Origin of the sequence: Agromyces sp. NDB4Y10 (genome assembly GCF_001620055.1) — a bacterium.
Lineage (GTDB): Bacteria > Actinomycetota > Actinomycetes > Actinomycetales > Microbacteriaceae > Agromyces > Agromyces indicus.
This window is the reverse complement of sequence record NZ_LQGY01000032.1, coordinates 67,503-82,387: the sequence shown is the minus strand read 5'-3', so window position 1 is coordinate 82,387 and position 14,885 is coordinate 67,503. Positions and strand designations below refer to the sequence as shown.

Sequence of the window (14,885 nt, the reverse complement as noted above, 5' to 3'; positions counted from 1 at the left end):
TCGGCCGGGCCGCGCGGGAGGACGTCGCGGGACGCGCGGCCGACCTCGCCTTGGCCGCGCGCGCCTCGGCGGCGGCCGCAGCCTCGTGGGAGGTGCCCGGGGTCCGCGCCTGCCGGCTCCGCGCCGCGGTCACCGCCGGGTCGGGTTCAGCGGGCGGCGAGCAGATCGCGCAGAGGCCCTCGTCGAAACCGTGGATGCATTCCTCGCCCAAGTGGTGCCTTTCGTCGCTCGGCCCGCGGGGACGGCGAGCCGCCCGACTACAGTACGCGGTCCGGCCGGGTGCCCGGCACCGGAGGAGGATTCAGGCGCGCGCCCACGGCGCGGTATCGCCGTCCGGAGCCGTGCCAGGACCCACCGCGGGCGCCCCGAGCGCGTGCGCGGCGGCCATGAGCTCGTGCAGCGCCGCCTGGACCGCGAGCGGTCCCGGCACGTCCCGCAGCACCACGGGGACGTCGTGTCCGGTCTCGAGCCGGACGTCGCCGCTGCCGAACATCCGCTGCAGCCATCCGCGGCGCACCTGCACGTCGTACCCGCGACGGTGCCATAGCTCGCGCCGCACGCGCACGAAGAGGCCCCGCCGGACGATCACGCGACGCGTGGTGATCGTGGTCCGGGCGGCGAGCCACGACAGGTACGGGATGACGCACCCCAGGAGGACGACGAGGGCGGCGACGACCACGGCGACGAGTCGCGGCCATCCGTCGTCGAGGACGGGCACGAGGTACCCGACCCCGCCGGCGACCGCGACGAGCAGCAGCGCGGGCAGCACGAGCACGCGCGCGTGTCGCCGCAACCGGGCCACGATCCGCTCCCCCGGCGGCAGGCCGGGCGTCCCGCTCGCCTCCCCCATGGCCCCCATTAATACCTCAGGTGCGTGACGTCTCCGGCTGCGACCGCCCGGATCTCGCCGTCCTGGCGGTCCCGCACCATGAGCCGCCCGTCGGGCGCCACGGCCTCGGCGACGCCCAGCAGCTCGCCACCGCCGGGGAGCTCGACCCGCACGTCCCGGCCGAGCGTGCCGCACACCGCGACCAGCCGTTCGGCGGCGCCGCTCGCCACGGCGTCGCCGCCCGCGGCGACGAAGCGGTCGACGAGGTCGAGCAGGCGGGTCAGGTAGTCGGCGAGCACCGCGTCGGGGTCGGGACGACGCCCGGTGACGAGCAGCAGCGACGTCGACGTGAGCGTGGGCAGGTCGTGCTCGTCGAGGGCGACGTTGAGTCCGGCGCCGACGACCACGGTGCCCTCGGCCACGAGCTCCGAGAGGATGCCGCACACCTTGTACCCGGAGACGAGCACGTCGTTCGGCCACTTCAGCTCGACCTCGACGCCGCCGGTGCCGTCGTCCTCGCCGCCGCGGTCGACGGATGCCGCCGCCACCGCCGCGCGCACCGTCTCCGTCATCGCGACGCCGGCCAGCAGCGGGATCCAGCCGTACGCATCGGCGGGCAGGTCGGCGCCGGGCCGGAGCAGCACGGAGATCGCGAGCGTCTTGCCCGTGGGCGCGAGCCAGGTGCGGCCGAGCCGGCCGCGGCCCTGCGTCTGGTCGTCGGTGACGATGGCGGCGCCGTGCGGCCAGGCCGCGGCATCCGCCCCGGTGGCCGCCTCGCGGGCCACGTCGTTGGTCGACCCGGTGGTGTCGAGCCACTCGAACCGCGGGACCGCCGCCCGCGAACGCACCCACTCCATGCGCGCCTCCAGATCCGTCGCCATTAGGCTAGTGTCCGGGCGACGCCGGTGGCATCATCACCACGCACCACCGGGTTTTTGTGGGAAACCGTCAACGATCCCGCCCGGAGGCAGGCCGGTAGAGTGAAGCCTCGTGACCGAAGCGACGAACGACGGCCCCGACCTCTCCACCACCGCGGGCAAGCTCGCCGACCTCAAGCAGCGGTACCACGAGGCCGTCACGGCGTCGGGCGAGGCGGCGATCGAGAAGCAGCACGCCAAGGGCAAGATGACCGCCCGCGAGCGCATCGCCGAGCTGCTCGACCCCGGCTCCTTCGTGGAGTTCGACGAGTTCGTGCGGCACCGCACGTACGCGTTCGGCATGGAGGCCAAGCGCCCCTACGGCGACGCGGTGGTCACCGGCGTCGGCACGATCCACGGCCGGCAGGTCGCGGTGTACTCGCAGGACTTCACGATCTTCGGCGGCTCGCTCGGCGAGGTCGCGGGCGAGAAGATCATCAAGGTCATGGAGCACGCGCTGAAGACCGGCGTGCCCATCATCGGCATCCTCGACTCGGGCGGCGCCCGCATCCAGGAGGGCGTCGTCGCCCTCGGCAAGTACGGCGAGATCTTCCGCCGGAACACCGCCGCATCGGGCGTCATCCCGCAGATCTCGATCGTCTGCGGCCCGGCCGCGGGCGGCGCGGTCTACTCCCCCGCCCTCACCGACTTCGTCATCATGGTCGACAAGACCAGCCAGATGTTCGTGACCGGCCCCGACGTGATCAAGACCGTCACGGGCGAGGACGTCGGCATGGAGGAGCTCGGCGGCGCGCTCACCCACAACACGGTGTCGGGCGTCGCGCACTACCTGGCGAGCGACGAGTCCGACGCGCTCGACTACGCGCGCACCCTCGTGTCGTTCCTGCCGGACAACAACATGTCGGAGGCGCCCGTCTACGACAGCGAGGCGGAGCTCGAGATCACCGACGAGGACCGCCGGCTGAACACCATCATCCCGGACTCGCCGAACCAGCCGTACGACATGCACTCGGTCATCGAGGGCATCGTCGACCACGGCGACTTCCTCGAGGTGCAGCCGCTGTTCGCCCCGAACATCGTCATCGGCTTCGCCCGCATCGAGGGGCGATCGGTGGGCATCATCGCCAACCAGCCCAGCCAGATGGCGGGCACGCTGAACATCGCGGCGGGCGAGAAGGCGTCGCGGTTCGTCCGGTTCTGCGACGCGTTCTCCATCCCGATCATCACGCTCGTCGACGTGCCCGGCTACCTGCCGGGCACCGACCAGGAGTGGACGGGCGTCATCCGCCGCGGCGCGAAGCTGCTCTACGCCTACGCCGAGGCGACCGTCCCGCTCGTCACGGTCATCACCCGCAAGGCGTACGGCGGTGCGTACATCGTGATGGGCTCCAAGCAGCTCGGCGCCGACATCAACCTCGCCTGGCCCACGGCCGAGATCGCCGTGATGGGCGGCCAGGGGGCCGTGAACATCCTCTACCGCGGTGAGATCAAGCGGGCCGAGGAGGCCGGCGAGGACGTCGCCGCCGTGCGCACGCGGCTCGCCAACGAGTACACCTACAACGTCGCGTCGCCGTTCCTCGCCGCCGAGCGCGGCGAGCTCGACGGCGTCATCGAGCCGGCCGCCACGCGCGTCTCGGTGACGAAGGCGCTGCGTGCGCTGCGCACCAAGCGCGCGAGCCTGCCGCCCAAGAAGCACGGCAACATCCCGCTGTAAGGAGCCGCCATGACCACAGCACCCGGCGAGCCCGACGGCGCCCAGTCCATCGACCTCCGATTCCTGACGCGCGACGTGTCGGCTGAGGAGGCCGCCGCCGTGACCGCGGTCCTCGTCGCGGCCGTCGACGAGGAGCAGGCCAGCCCGCCCCCGCCGGCGCGCAGCGACTGGGCGCACCCGCGCAACGCCCTGCGTCCGCCGATCGAGGTCGGCCCGGGACGCTGGACCTCGTCCCTGCGCTGAGCTCGGCTGTCCCCCGAATTCGCCGCCCGCCGGAGCGGCGTGCGGCTCGCGTCGCCCGACTGCGTCGGCGGTCGGGCTCCGAGGGGGACGCGATTGTCCCCCGAAATGCTGACTACCGCCTCCGATCCCGCGGCGTAGCATTGATGCACGCACTCCCTCTACGGAGTCGTACCGCCGACGGCTGGGTACCGCCGGCGCTTTCTGGGGGCGAGTCAGGGCGATATTCGGGTTGTCGCCGTGACTCGGGCTTGCTGGGGGGTCGGTAGGGGCCGACCCCCCGCTTCCATGTCCGGGGCTCGCCGACGTCCCACCTCGGCCTCCTGCGGCAGCGGATGCCGCGGCACCTCACTCCGCGCGAGGGATCTCCAGCCACAGCTCGACCTCGGCGTCGTCGGACTCGAGCACCTCGCCCTCTCCTCCGCCGCGCAGGCCGACCACGGTGACGGCCACGGGTGATCCCGCGGCAGCGGTGCGCGCGATCACGCGGTCGGCCCCGGAGCCGGAGATCGCCTCGGCGAGCCGCGAGAGCACGCGGTCGCGCGCATCCTCGTCGAGGTCGTCGATGCCGCCCTCATCGAGCAGCGTGACGGTCGCGCCGCGATCGCGGGCCTCCTTCACCGATCGCCGCACGCCGTCGGTGAGCAGCATCCGCCCGCGGATCTCGTCGCGGATCGCCGCCTCGAGGGTGCGGCACTCGCGTCGCTCCGCCTCGGTCAGCTCGTGGTCGCCGTCGGCGATGCGACGCAGCATGGGCGCCGCGATCCGCTGCGTCTGCGCCAGCCGCATGCGCCCCTCGAAGAGGTGCGCATCCTGTGCGGCCTGCCACGCGGCGGCCTCGCGCTCAGCCTGGACGTAGCGGCGCGTCGAGCGCGCCGCGCCCGCGAGCGCGGACGAGAGCATGTGCGCGATCGCGACCCAGACGATCGAGCCGACGACGCCGAGCTGTCCGAGGGCGAGGGGCCCGGCCCAGATGACGGTCTGGACGGCGAGCGCGATGACGCCGAGCCATGCCGCGACGAGCTGTCGCCGGGCCGCCGTGATGGTCATCAGCGTGCCGACCGCCGCGACGTACCAGGTGGCGTAGCCGTTGTCGTCGGACGCGTCGAGCTGGCTGGTGACGAGCAGCGGCAGCACGATGCTCACCCCGAGGTTCAGGGCCGCCAGCCAGTCGGGCATCCGCGCGCGGCGCGCCGGCCACAGGCTGAGGGCGGTCGCGGTCGCGTAGAGGACGAGCGCGGCGACGGCGGGCCACGGCGAGGCGGGCTTGTCCAGCGAGTAGATGCCGAGGACGACGTGATACGCGCTGAACAGCGCGCCGAGCACGAGCAGCAGCCACCTCGGGACGGAGATCACGACCCGCTCCCCTCGACGCCGGCCGGCCAGGCGAGCGTGACGACGGTGCCCCGGCCGGGCGTGGATTCGACCGTGGCCGATCCGCCCGCGTTCGCCATCCGCTCCTCGATCGACACCCGGAGGCCGATCCGGCTCATCGGCACCGCGTCGGCGTCGAAGCCGCGGCCGTCGTCGACCACGCGGATGACGCAGCCGTTCGCCCCGGCGCCGCGGATCTCGACCGACCGCTCCGTGCCGCGCCCCGGCTCGTCGGCGTGCTGCACGCTGTTGACCATCGCCTGCACGGCGGCGGAGGAGAGCGCGTCGACCGCGTCGACGGGGAGCTCGACGCCCGCGAGGCCCGTCGGTCGCACGTCGATGGGTGCGGAGAATCCGGCGACGGCGCTGCGCAGTCGCCGGACGAGCACATCGAGGCCGATCCGATCCTCGTTGCCGGGCACCTCGGCCGCCGCCTCGTCGAGCCGGCGCACCGCGTCACCGGCCATCCTCGCTGCGAGCGCCCGCTCGGCCGGCGTCCGGGCGGCGGCGGCCGACAGCAGCGTCGTGAGCACGCTGTCGTGCACGAGGGCGTCCACCTTCACCCGCTCGATCTCGTTCGCGTGCTGCCGTGCCACGAGGTCGTACCGCTGCAGCGCCGCATCCTGCGCGGCATCCACCGCCTCGGCGGCCTGCCGGAGCATCGTGATGATCACGAGCGCGACGATGCCGAGGATCATCGCGTACATCGCGTCGAGCACCGCGAGGAACGGCTGCGCCCCACCGCCCGCGGGCGTCGCTCGGATCACGCCGTAGACGACGGGGATGACGACCGTGTATGCCGCTGCGGGCATCGGCGGCACGGCGATCACGGCGGCCGTGGTCGCGACGGTGACGAGGTAGTACAGCCACGGGGTCTGCCCGGCGATGGCCTCCGGCGCAACGACGAGGTACGGCCACGCCATGAGGACGATGGCGAACAGCGCGGCGAACGTGGCCGCCGCCGCCCGGACCGCGACCCGGGCGAACGTCGCCACGGCGAGCGCGGCGAGCGACCCGTAGAGCACCGCCATGACGGCGGTGCCCGCACCTTCCGCGAGCGCCGCCGACTGCTCGATCGCCGTCGGCACGGTCTGGCCTCCGAAGACGAGGCCGAAGACGCCCAGCGCGCGTCCGGACACGGTCTCGACCTGCGCCCGGCTGACGGCAGCGCGACGCGGGACCAGCCGCGCGGCGCGCCATTCAGCGGCGGCCATCCCCGCCTTCCTGGTCGAGGCCGGGCAGGATGCCGTCCTCCACGGCTCGGCGGAGGAGGTCGACCTTCGTCGGCGCGGGACGGCCCACCTCGACGTACTTGGCGCGGATCCGGTCGAGGTACTCCCGCGCGGTGGAGTGGGCGATGCCGAGGCGCTCGGCCACGAGCTTCAACGGGAGGCCCGAGGCGTAGAGGTGCAGCACGTCGCGCTCGCGGCGTCCGAGCTGCGCCTTCGCGAACTCCTGGTCGGCCTCGATGGCGCTGGCCCACTCGACGTTGTTCAGGGCGTCGCCGCGGGCGACCGTTGCGATCGCGGAGATCACGGCGGACGTCGGCGACGACTTCGGGATGACTCCGGCCGCCCCGGCGGCGAGCGCCTCCCGCACCGCGGCGACGCGGTCGGCGATGCTGTGCACGAGCACCTTGCTGCCCGAGCCCAGCACGGCGCGCACGTTGTCGGTCACGCTCGAGCCGTCGCCGAGCGAGAGGTCGAGCAGCACCACGCGAGGCGGATCCGTCGCCGGGTCGCGGAAGCCGGCGAGCAGCGACGCCACGTCGGCCGTCTCCGCGACGACGTCGTAGCCGGCGTCGCGGCATGCGGCACGCAGTCCGAGCCGCACGGCCTCGTGGTCATCGACGATCGCGACCGTCGTGCGCGACGGCATCGTTGCGGGTTCCGCGGTCACTGGGCCCCCCTCACTCGGCTCCACGGTCGATTCACACCCTAGCGGCCAAGCGCGCGACCGCCTCGACGTGGTGGGTGTTGGGGAACAGGTCGAACGCGCGGATCGCCTCCAGCTCGTACCCCCGCTCGCGGAGGAGCCCCACGTCGCGCGCCAGCGCGACCGGGTCGCAGGCCACGTACACGAGCTGGGCCGGGGCCAGCCGCACGAGGTGGTCGACGACGTCGCGGCCGGCTCCGGACCGGGGCGGGTCGAGCACGACGGTCGCGTCGCGCAGGGCCGGTCGCGCGGCATCCGTCGTCTCGGCGAGTTCGGCGAGGTACCGGTCGACGCGTGCGGTGACGGCCCGCGCGCCGACCCAGTCGGCGAGGTTCTCGCCCGCGTGGAGCGTCGCCCGCTCGTCGGCCTCGACGGTCGTGATGCGGGTCGCCGAGCCGAAGCGGTCGCCGACGGCGGCGGCGAGGAGGCCGACCCCGCCGTAGAGGTCCTGGTTCTCGGCGGCCGGGTCGAAGCGATCGGGATCCACGAGGTCCTGCACGGCACGGGTGAGCGTCGCGGCGGCGCCCCGGTGCACCTGCCAGAACCCGTCGCGGTCGACCGCGAAGCGACGGCTGCCGACGACCTCGGAGACCACGGGGTGCTCCTCCGGCCGGGCGCGCGCTCCCGTCCGCCCGCGGTCGCGCGCGTCGTGCTCGCGGACCACGAACTCCGCCGCACCGGTCGACGGCGCGACCAGGTCGACCCAGCGAGCACCGGGGAGGGACCGGTCGAGCGGGGCGAGGTCGGCGAGTTCCGCGACGGCGAGCGGCAGGGTCGTCACGGGGACCACGGTGTGGCTCCGGGCCGCGTACGGGCCCATCGTGCCGTCGGCGGCGACGTGCAGGCGCACGCGCGTGCGCCATCCGGTGCCCGCCTCGGCGTCGACGCCCGGCGCGAGGGCGGCGTCCACCGGGTCGACCTCGACGTCCGCCTCGACCCCGCCGAAGCGGGCGAGCGCATCGCGCAGCACCTCGGCCTTGAGCTCGCGCTGGCGCGGCATGCGGATGTGGCCGAACTCGGCACCGCCGGCGCGAGCCTCGGGCGCCCGGTCGACCGAGGCCTCGGGCCAGACGTGGTCCCGTCGGTCGGGCGAGGCGCGGAGGACCTCCACCGTCTCGGCCCGCCAGAAGCGATCGCGGCCGGCATCGATCACCTGCGCCCGGACGAGCTCGCCCGGGATCGCGTCGGCGACGAACACGACCCGGCCCTCGTGGCGGGCCACCGCGACCCCGCCGTGCGCGATGCGCTCGACCTCGAGGTCGAGCACCGGTCCGGGCTCGCTCGGGCGCCGGCGCGCGGCATCCGCGGTCGTGCGGGAGGGACGTCGACGACGTGGAGCTGCCATCATCCGAGCATCCCACACGCCGTCGCGGCCGAGATGGCCCGCGGACCGGCCCTGCGGGCAGGATGGGGACCATGCGCCTCTACCTCGCCTCGACCTCCCCCGCGCGACTCCAGCTGCTCCGCCAGGCCGGCATCGAGCCGGTCCTGCTGGCGCCCGGCGTCGACGAGGAGGCGGCCGTCGCCGAGCACGAGGCGACGCACGGGCCGCTCGCACCGGAGGAGCTCGTGCACCTCCTCGCCCGCCGCAAGGCGGAGGCCATCGTCGGCCGCACCGTCGACGGCGAGGCGATCGACGGGATCATCCTCGGCGGCGACTCGGCGTTCCTCGTCGACGGCGAGCTGTTCGGCAAGCCCCACCGCCCCGAGGTGGCCCGCGAGCGATGGGCGCGGCAGAACGGGCGGGCCGGCGTCCTGTGGTCCGGGCACTGGGTCATCGACCACCGCGGCGGCGCCGTCCGCGCGGCGGTCGGGCGTGCCGCGTCGGCCGTGGTGGAGTTCGCCCGCCTCGACGACGCCGAGATCGACGCGTACATCGCCACCGGCGAACCCCTCTCGGTCGCGGGCGCGTTCACCGTCGACAGCCTGGGCGGGCCGTTCATCCGCTCGGTGACCGGCGACCCGTCGACCGTCGTGGGGCTGTCCCTCTCGACGCTCCGCGAGCTGGTCCGCGAACTCGGCGCGACGTGGACCGACCTGTGGGACCTCCGCTGATCTCGCGGGATTGTCTGCCACCGAAACACTCTCCGGTCTTTTTTGTGGACCGCACCCAAAGTCCGGCGTGCGTCCGCCAATAGGCTTGGGAGTCATGCGCCGCATCAGCAAGGTCCTCATCGCCAACCGTGGAGAGATCGCCGTCCGCGTCATCCGGGCCGCCCGCGACGCCGGGATCGGCTCGGTCGCCGTCTACGCCGACCAGGACCGCGACGCCCGTCACGTGAAGCTCGCCGACGAGGCGTACGCCCTCGACGGCACCACGAGCGCCGAGACCTACCTGGTGATCGACAAGCTGCTCTCGGTCGCGCGCCGCTCGGGCGCCGACGCGGTGCACCCGGGCTACGGCTTCCTCGCCGAGAACCCCGACTTCGCCCGCGCGGTCATCGACGCCGGCCTGATCTGGATCGGCCCCTCGCCCGAGGCCATCGAGCGCCTCGGCGACAAGGTCTCGGCACGGCACGTCGCCGAGAAGGTCGGCGCGCCGCTCGCGCCCGGCACGCTCAACCCCGTGGCGAATGCCGCCGAGGTGCTCGAGTTCGTCGACCAGCACGGTCTGCCCGTCGCCATCAAGGCGGCGTTCGGCGGCGGCGGCCGCGGCCTCAAGGTCGCCCGCACCCGCGAAGAGGTCGCCGAGCTGTTCGACTCGGCGACCCGTGAGGCCGTCGCCGCGTTCGGCCGCGGCGAGTGCTTCGTCGAGAAGTACCTCGACAAGCCCCGCCACGTCGAGACCCAGTGCCTCGCCGACGAGCACGGCAACGTCGTCGTGGTCTCGACGCGCGACTGCTCGCTGCAGCGCCGCCACCAGAAGCTCGTCGAGGAGGCGCCCGCGCCGTTCCTCACCGAGGAGCAGAACCGCCTGCTGTACGAGGCGTCGAAAGCCATCCTCAAGGAGGTCGGCTACGTCGGCGCCGGCACGTGCGAGTTCCTCATCGGCCAGGACGGCACGGTCTCCTTCCTCGAGGTGAACACGCGCCTGCAGGTCGAGCACCCGGTCTCCGAGGAGGTCACGGGCCTCGACCTCGTGCGCGAGCAGTTCCGCCTCGCCGAGGGCGGCGTGCTCGACTACCCCGACCCCGAGACGACGGGCCACTCGATCGAGTTCCGCATCAACGGCGAGGACCCGGGCCGCAACTTCCTCCCCGCGCCCGGCCCCATCCACCAGCTCCGCTTCCCGGGCGGCCCCGGCGTGCGCGTCGACTCGGGCGTCACGAGCGGTGACGAGATCTCCGGCGCGTTCGACTCGCTGCTCGCGAAGCTCATCGTGACCGGCTCCTCGCGCAAGGACGCGCTCGAGCGCGCCCGCCGCGCCCTCGACGAGTTCGAGGTCGCCGGCCTGCCGACCGTGCTGCCGTTCCACCGCGACATCGTGAACCACGAGGCGTTCGCGCCCGCCGGCGACGAGCCGTTCCGCGTGTACACGCGCTGGATCGAGACCGAGTACGACAACACGATCGAGCCGTGGACCGGCGAGCTCGAGGAGACGAAGGGCCCGGCCGCGCGCACGAGCGTCGTCGTCGAGGTCGACGGCCGCCGCGTCGAGGTGTCGCTGCCGAAGCGTCTCGCGGGTGCGCCCGCGTCGGGCGGCGCGACCGCCGGGCCGGCGCCGCGTCGGCGGGCGCTGCACCACTCGGTCGACACGTCGACCGGTGACGCGGTCAAGGCGCCCATGCAGGCCACCGTGGTCAAGGTGGCCGTCGCCGAGGGCGACAAGGTCGTCAAGGGCGACCTGGTGCTCGTGCTCGAGGCGATGAAGATGGAGCAGCCGATCGTCGCCCACAAGGACGGCATCATCGGTCTCGTCAACGCCGAGCCGGGTGTCACCGTCTCGAGCGGTCACCTCCTCCTCGCCATCACCGACGCCTGACCTGCGTTCCCGCGCATTCCGCGTCTCTGCGTGTCTGCGTCTCTGCGTCTCTGCGTCTCTGCGTCTTCTGCGTTTCTCAGGTGTTATCCGGCGGGTCGCGTCGCTGAGCGGCGTGTCGTCCTGAGAAACGCACGGTTCGGCGTCGCGCGTCCTGAGAACGGTTCGTCGTGGTGAGTCGGCGAGCGGATGCCACGGAGCGGGGGCGCCGGCGCGTCGGCTCGTCAGGTCGGGTCGGGTCGGGTCCGGTCGGCTCGTCGAGACGGTCAGTCGAGCGCGCAGAGCGCGTGGACCACCCGGAGCGCCGCCGCCCTCGGATCGGCGATGACGTCCGCCGCGGCGAGGCGAAGCGTCGGGATGCCGCGTCGGAGCAGTTCCTCGTCCCGCCGCCGATCGCGGACGAAGGCGGCACGATCGGAGTGGAACTCGTAGCCGTCCGTCTCGACGGCGAGCCGGCCCGCCACCAGGAAGTCGATGAACCCGACCCCGTCGAACGGTACCTCCTGGATGAAGGGGACGCCGAGTGCGCGGAGTTCCATCGCCAGCAGGGTCTCGACGCCGGACCCGTCGAGGCCGCCGAGCACGAGGCGCGGCATCCGCTGCGGCAGGCTCGCGTCGGCCAAGCGCTGCGCGAGGTCGAGGGTCAGCAGTCCGCGTTGCACGGCCGATTCGAAGGCCGCGGCGACGTCGGCGTGCGGACGACAGCGCGAGAGAGCCGCCAGCGCGCGGTCGAGGGGCACCCTCCAGGGCGACTCGTCGCCCCGCGCACCGAACGGGACGTCGGTCCAGTGCAGGGCGACCTCGGTGCGGGCGCGGTCGGGCGTCAGCGGCTCGTCGGTCCGCACGAGCGCCCGGTTCGTGCGGAGCCGCGCGGCGTTGGCCGGAAGGACGACGTGCGCCACCGGAGTGGCTCTCGTCCAGATGCCGTAGCTCGCGAGTGCGCTCACGCAGCCGAGCCGTCCGCCCAAGCGGACGGCGCTGACGGCATCGCGCGGCGCCTCGGGCACGGCGTAGTGCGCGCGGCGCACGCGGATCAGCTCCCCGCCCTCACAGCTCGCGAGATGTCGATCCCCTGGACGCCCGCGTCGAGGATCTCCGCACGGGTCGCGATCCCACCGCGCTGGACGACGGCGACGACGGGTGATGGGCGCACGCCGTCGAGTCTTCCGCGGCATCCGTCGCTGCCCGGCTGTCAGGCCCGATGACCACGATGGGCTCGCCGCATGCCGACGTGTGGAGGACCGGACGCACGCATCGCGGCCCCGGCGGCCGCGGCATCCGCTTCGTCACCCGTCGCCGGTCATCCATCGCACGCGCTTCCCAGGACGCCCGGCCCGATCGGAGCCCTTCTCAGGATGACACGCCGTGTTCGAGCACGACCCGCCGGATAACTCCTGAAAACCGGAGGCCCCACGCGGACGACGCGACGGAAACGGAGGCCCCACGCGGACGACGCACCCGAAAGGGAGGCCCGCGCGCACGACGCGCCCGAACGCGCGCCCGCGGTCAGCGGACGACGTGCATGGCGCGCGCGGCGTCGGTGAGCGACCCGGTGAGCGACGGGTACACGGGGAACGCCTCGGCGAACTGGTCGACCGTGAGCCGGTGCTCGACGGCGAGCGCGAGCGGGAAGATCAACTCGGACGCCTTCGGCGCGACGATGACGCCGCCGATGATCGCTCCCGACCCGGCCGACGCGAACAGCTTCACGAAGCCGTCGCGGATGCCCATCATCTTCGCGCGGGGGTTCGACGACAGCGGCAGCTTGTAGACCGTGCCGGGCACCACGCCCTCCTCGATCTCCTTCTCGGTCCAGCCGACCGTGGCGATCTCGGGCTGCGTGAAGATGTTCGAGGTGATGTTGCGGTTCTCCGGCGGGTTCACGATGTCGCCCATGGCGTGGAACACCGCCGTGCGGCCCTGCATCGACGCGACCGACGCGAGCGGGAGGAAGGTGGTGCAGTCGCCGGCGGCGTAGATGTTCGGCATCGACGTGCGCGCGACCCGGTTCACGCGGATGTGTCCGGACTCGGCGAGCTGCACGCCGGCCTCCTCGAGGCCGAGGTCGGCGGTGTTCGGCACCGAGCCGACCGCCATGAGGCAGTGCGAGCCGCGCACCTCGCGGCCGTCCGACAGGGTGGCGAGCACCCCGTCGCCGTCGACCACGACCGACTCGGCGCGCGACTTCGACAGCACCTTCATGCCGTTGCGCTTGAAGACCTTCTCGATGACGGATGCCGCGTCCGCATCCTCGCCCGGCAGCACGTGCTCGCGGCTCGAGATCAGCGTCACCTTCGCGCCGAGCGCGCGGTAGGCCGACGCGAACTCGGCACCGGTCACGCCGGAGCCGACGACGATGAGGTGCTCTGGCACCTGCGAGAGGTGGTACAGCTGCGTCCAGGTGAGGATCCGCTCCCCGTCGGGCACCGCCGACGGCAGCACGCGCGGCGTCGCCCCGGTGGAGATGACGAGCGTGTCGGCCTCGATGCGGTCGAAGTCGGTGCCGCCCTTCGCGGTGGCGACGATGATCGCGTTGGCCCCGTCGAGTCGCCCCTCGCCCTGCACGAGGTTGACGCCCGCCTCGAGCAGGTTGGAGCGCATGTCCTCGGACTGCTGGGCCGCGAGGCCGAGCAGGCGCTTGTTGACCGCCTGGAGGTTGATCGCGACGTCCGGCTTCACGGCCTTGTCGTTGGCGCCCTTCGCGAAGAACTGCACGCCCAGGTCGGCGGCCTCCTTGACGGCGTTCGACGCCTCGGCGGTCGCGATGAGCGACTTGGACGGCACGACGTCGGTCAGGACGGCCGATCCGCCGACGCCGGCGCGTTCGACGAGCGTGACCTCGGCACCGAGCTGCGCCGCGGCGAGTGCCGCCTCGTACCCGCCGGGTCCGCCCCCGAGGACGGCGATCCGTTGCGTGCGCTCGAAGGTGGTGTGCATGGCGTCCATCCTCCCACGGGCCGCGGGCGCTCTCTTGCGGGCGGGCGCCGACGCACGCGGGCGCGCGGGCGCGCGAACGCGGGCGGGCGAGCGGATGCCGCGCGCAGGCGAGCATCGGTGCGCGCACGCCGCGCCGCGGCATCCGTCGCTTGCGTACCATGAGGGGATGCAGCAGCAGAACCCGCTCGACGACCCCGCCGCCGACCCGTTCGCCGTCGCACGCGACGCGGCCGCCCGCATCGCGGAGCTCACCGGCGTGGAGCGCCACGACCTCGCGCTCACCCTCGGCTCCGGCTGGGGTGCCGCGGCCGAGCTCATCGGCGAGACCACCCACACGATCCCCGCCCACGAGGTGCCCGGCTTCTCGAAGCCGGCGCTCGAGGGCCACGTCGGCACGCTGCGCTCGGTGGCGCTGCCGAACGGCCGTCGTGCGCTCGTCATCGGCGCGCGCACGCACTACTACGAGGGCCACGGCGTTCGACGCGTCGTCCACTCGGTCCGCACTGCGGCGGCCGCGGGCGCGACCACCATGATCCTCACGAACGGCGCGGGCGGCATCCGCGAGACGTGGTCGGCGGGCACGCCCGTACTGATCAGCGACCACATCAACCTCACGGCCGACTCGCCGCTCGAGGGTGCGACGTTCATCGACCTCACCGACCTGTATTCGGCGCGTCTGCGGGCGCTCGCGCACGAGGTCGACCCGACGCTCGACGAGGGCGTGTACGTGCAGTTCCGCGGTCCCCACTACGAGACGCCGGCCGAGGTGCGGATGGCGAAGGCCATCGGCGGCGACATCGTCGGCATGTCGACGGCGCTCGAGGCGATCGCCGCCCGCCAGGCGGGCATGGAGGTGCTCGGCATGTCGCTGATCACGAACCTCGCGGCGGGCATCCAGACCACGCCGCTGAGCCACGACGAGGTGATCGAGGCCGGCCGGGCCGCGGAGTCGCGCATCTCCGACCTGCTGGCCAAGATCGTCGCGGCGATCTAGCCGCACTCCCGCTCCCTCCCGCTTCCCGACCCCGGCGCCCGGCGCGGCGCACGCATTCGAGAGAG

General features: G+C 73.3%; 13 protein-coding genes. 5 read left to right on the top strand and 8 right to left on the bottom strand.

Annotated elements, in window-relative coordinates; genetic code table 11:
• Nucleotides 1–301: 301 nt before the first annotated feature.
• Nucleotides 302–850, bottom strand: coding sequence for a PH domain-containing protein (locus tag AVP42_RS08540; RefSeq protein ID WP_197466992.1), 549 nt, complete (start codon nucleotides 848–850; stop codon nucleotides 302–304).
• An 8-nt stretch (nucleotides 851–858) separates the two neighbouring features.
• The gene (locus tag AVP42_RS08535; protein ID WP_231878587.1) at nucleotides 859–1,710 is read right to left on the bottom strand and encodes a biotin--[acetyl-CoA-carboxylase] ligase; all 852 of its coding nucleotides are present in this window, start codon (nucleotides 1,708–1,710) and stop codon (nucleotides 859–861) included.
• A 109-nt stretch (nucleotides 1,711–1,819) separates the two neighbouring features.
• Between AVP42_RS08535 and AVP42_RS08530 the strand changes: the two genes are divergently transcribed.
• Nucleotides 1,820–3,421 carry an acyl-CoA carboxylase subunit beta gene (locus AVP42_RS08530; protein ID WP_067948043.1) on the top strand — a complete coding sequence of 534 codons (1,602 nt, stop codon included), beginning with the start codon at nucleotides 1,820–1,822 and terminating at the stop codon, nucleotides 3,419–3,421.
• A gap of 9 nt (nucleotides 3,422–3,430) precedes the next feature.
• Nucleotides 3,431–3,664: an acyl-CoA carboxylase epsilon subunit gene (locus AVP42_RS08525; protein WP_067948041.1), complete on the top strand. Its 234-nt coding sequence runs from the start codon at nucleotides 3,431–3,433 to the stop codon at nucleotides 3,662–3,664.
• Nucleotides 3,665–4,009: 345 nt separating this feature from the next.
• On the opposite strand, the gene AVP42_RS08520 is transcribed toward AVP42_RS08525, so the two are convergent.
• Genes AVP42_RS08520 through AVP42_RS08505 form a run of 4 tightly spaced genes read right to left on the bottom strand, consistent with a single transcriptional unit; the run spans nucleotide 4,010 to nucleotide 8,315 of the window.
• Nucleotides 4,010–5,017, bottom strand: coding sequence for a hypothetical protein (locus tag AVP42_RS08520; RefSeq protein ID WP_067948039.1), 1,008 nt, complete (start codon nucleotides 5,015–5,017; stop codon nucleotides 4,010–4,012).
• Nucleotides 5,014–6,249 carry a sensor histidine kinase gene (locus AVP42_RS08515; protein ID WP_067948037.1) on the bottom strand — a complete coding sequence of 412 codons (1,236 nt, stop codon included), beginning with the start codon at nucleotides 6,247–6,249 and terminating at the stop codon, nucleotides 5,014–5,016. The genes AVP42_RS08520 and AVP42_RS08515 overlap by 4 nt, the downstream gene beginning before the upstream one ends.
• The gene (locus AVP42_RS08510) at nucleotides 6,236–6,913 is read right to left on the bottom strand and encodes a response regulator transcription factor (RefSeq protein ID WP_067948035.1); all 678 of its coding nucleotides are present in this window, start codon (nucleotides 6,911–6,913) and stop codon (nucleotides 6,236–6,238) included. The genes AVP42_RS08515 and AVP42_RS08510 overlap by 14 nt, the downstream gene beginning before the upstream one ends.
• A 52-nt stretch (nucleotides 6,914–6,965) precedes the next feature.
• Entirely contained in the window at nucleotides 6,966–8,315 is a 1,350-nt protein-coding gene (locus AVP42_RS08505) for a class I SAM-dependent RNA methyltransferase (RefSeq protein ID WP_157356768.1), read from the bottom strand.
• A gap of 71 nt (nucleotides 8,316–8,386) precedes the next feature.
• Between AVP42_RS08505 and AVP42_RS08500 the strand changes: the two genes are divergently transcribed.
• Nucleotides 8,387–9,025, top strand: coding sequence for a nucleoside triphosphate pyrophosphatase (locus AVP42_RS08500; RefSeq protein ID WP_082847111.1), 639 nt, complete (start codon nucleotides 8,387–8,389; stop codon nucleotides 9,023–9,025).
• Nucleotides 9,026–9,119: 94 nt separating this feature from the next.
• Nucleotides 9,120–10,892 (top strand): biotin carboxylase N-terminal domain-containing protein, encoded by a 1,773-nt coding sequence (locus tag AVP42_RS08495; RefSeq protein ID WP_067948029.1) that lies wholly within the window; start codon nucleotides 9,120–9,122, stop codon nucleotides 10,890–10,892.
• A gap of 263 nt (nucleotides 10,893–11,155) precedes the next feature.
• On the opposite strand, the gene AVP42_RS08490 is transcribed toward AVP42_RS08495, so the two are convergent.
• On the bottom strand, nucleotides 11,156–11,917 hold the full coding sequence (locus AVP42_RS08490; protein WP_067948027.1) for a hypothetical protein: 762 nt from the start codon (nucleotides 11,915–11,917) through the stop codon (nucleotides 11,156–11,158).
• A gap of 478 nt (nucleotides 11,918–12,395) precedes the next feature.
• Nucleotides 12,396–13,826 carry an NAD(P)H-quinone dehydrogenase gene (locus AVP42_RS08485; protein ID WP_067948024.1) on the bottom strand — a complete coding sequence of 477 codons (1,431 nt, stop codon included), beginning with the start codon at nucleotides 13,824–13,826 and terminating at the stop codon, nucleotides 12,396–12,398.
• A gap of 166 nt (nucleotides 13,827–13,992) precedes the next feature.
• On the opposite strand from AVP42_RS08485, the gene AVP42_RS08480 reads away from it, so the two are divergent.
• Nucleotides 13,993–14,820, top strand: coding sequence for a purine-nucleoside phosphorylase (locus AVP42_RS08480; RefSeq protein ID WP_067948022.1), 828 nt, complete (start codon nucleotides 13,993–13,995; stop codon nucleotides 14,818–14,820).
• Nucleotides 14,821–14,885 lie beyond the last annotated feature (65 nt).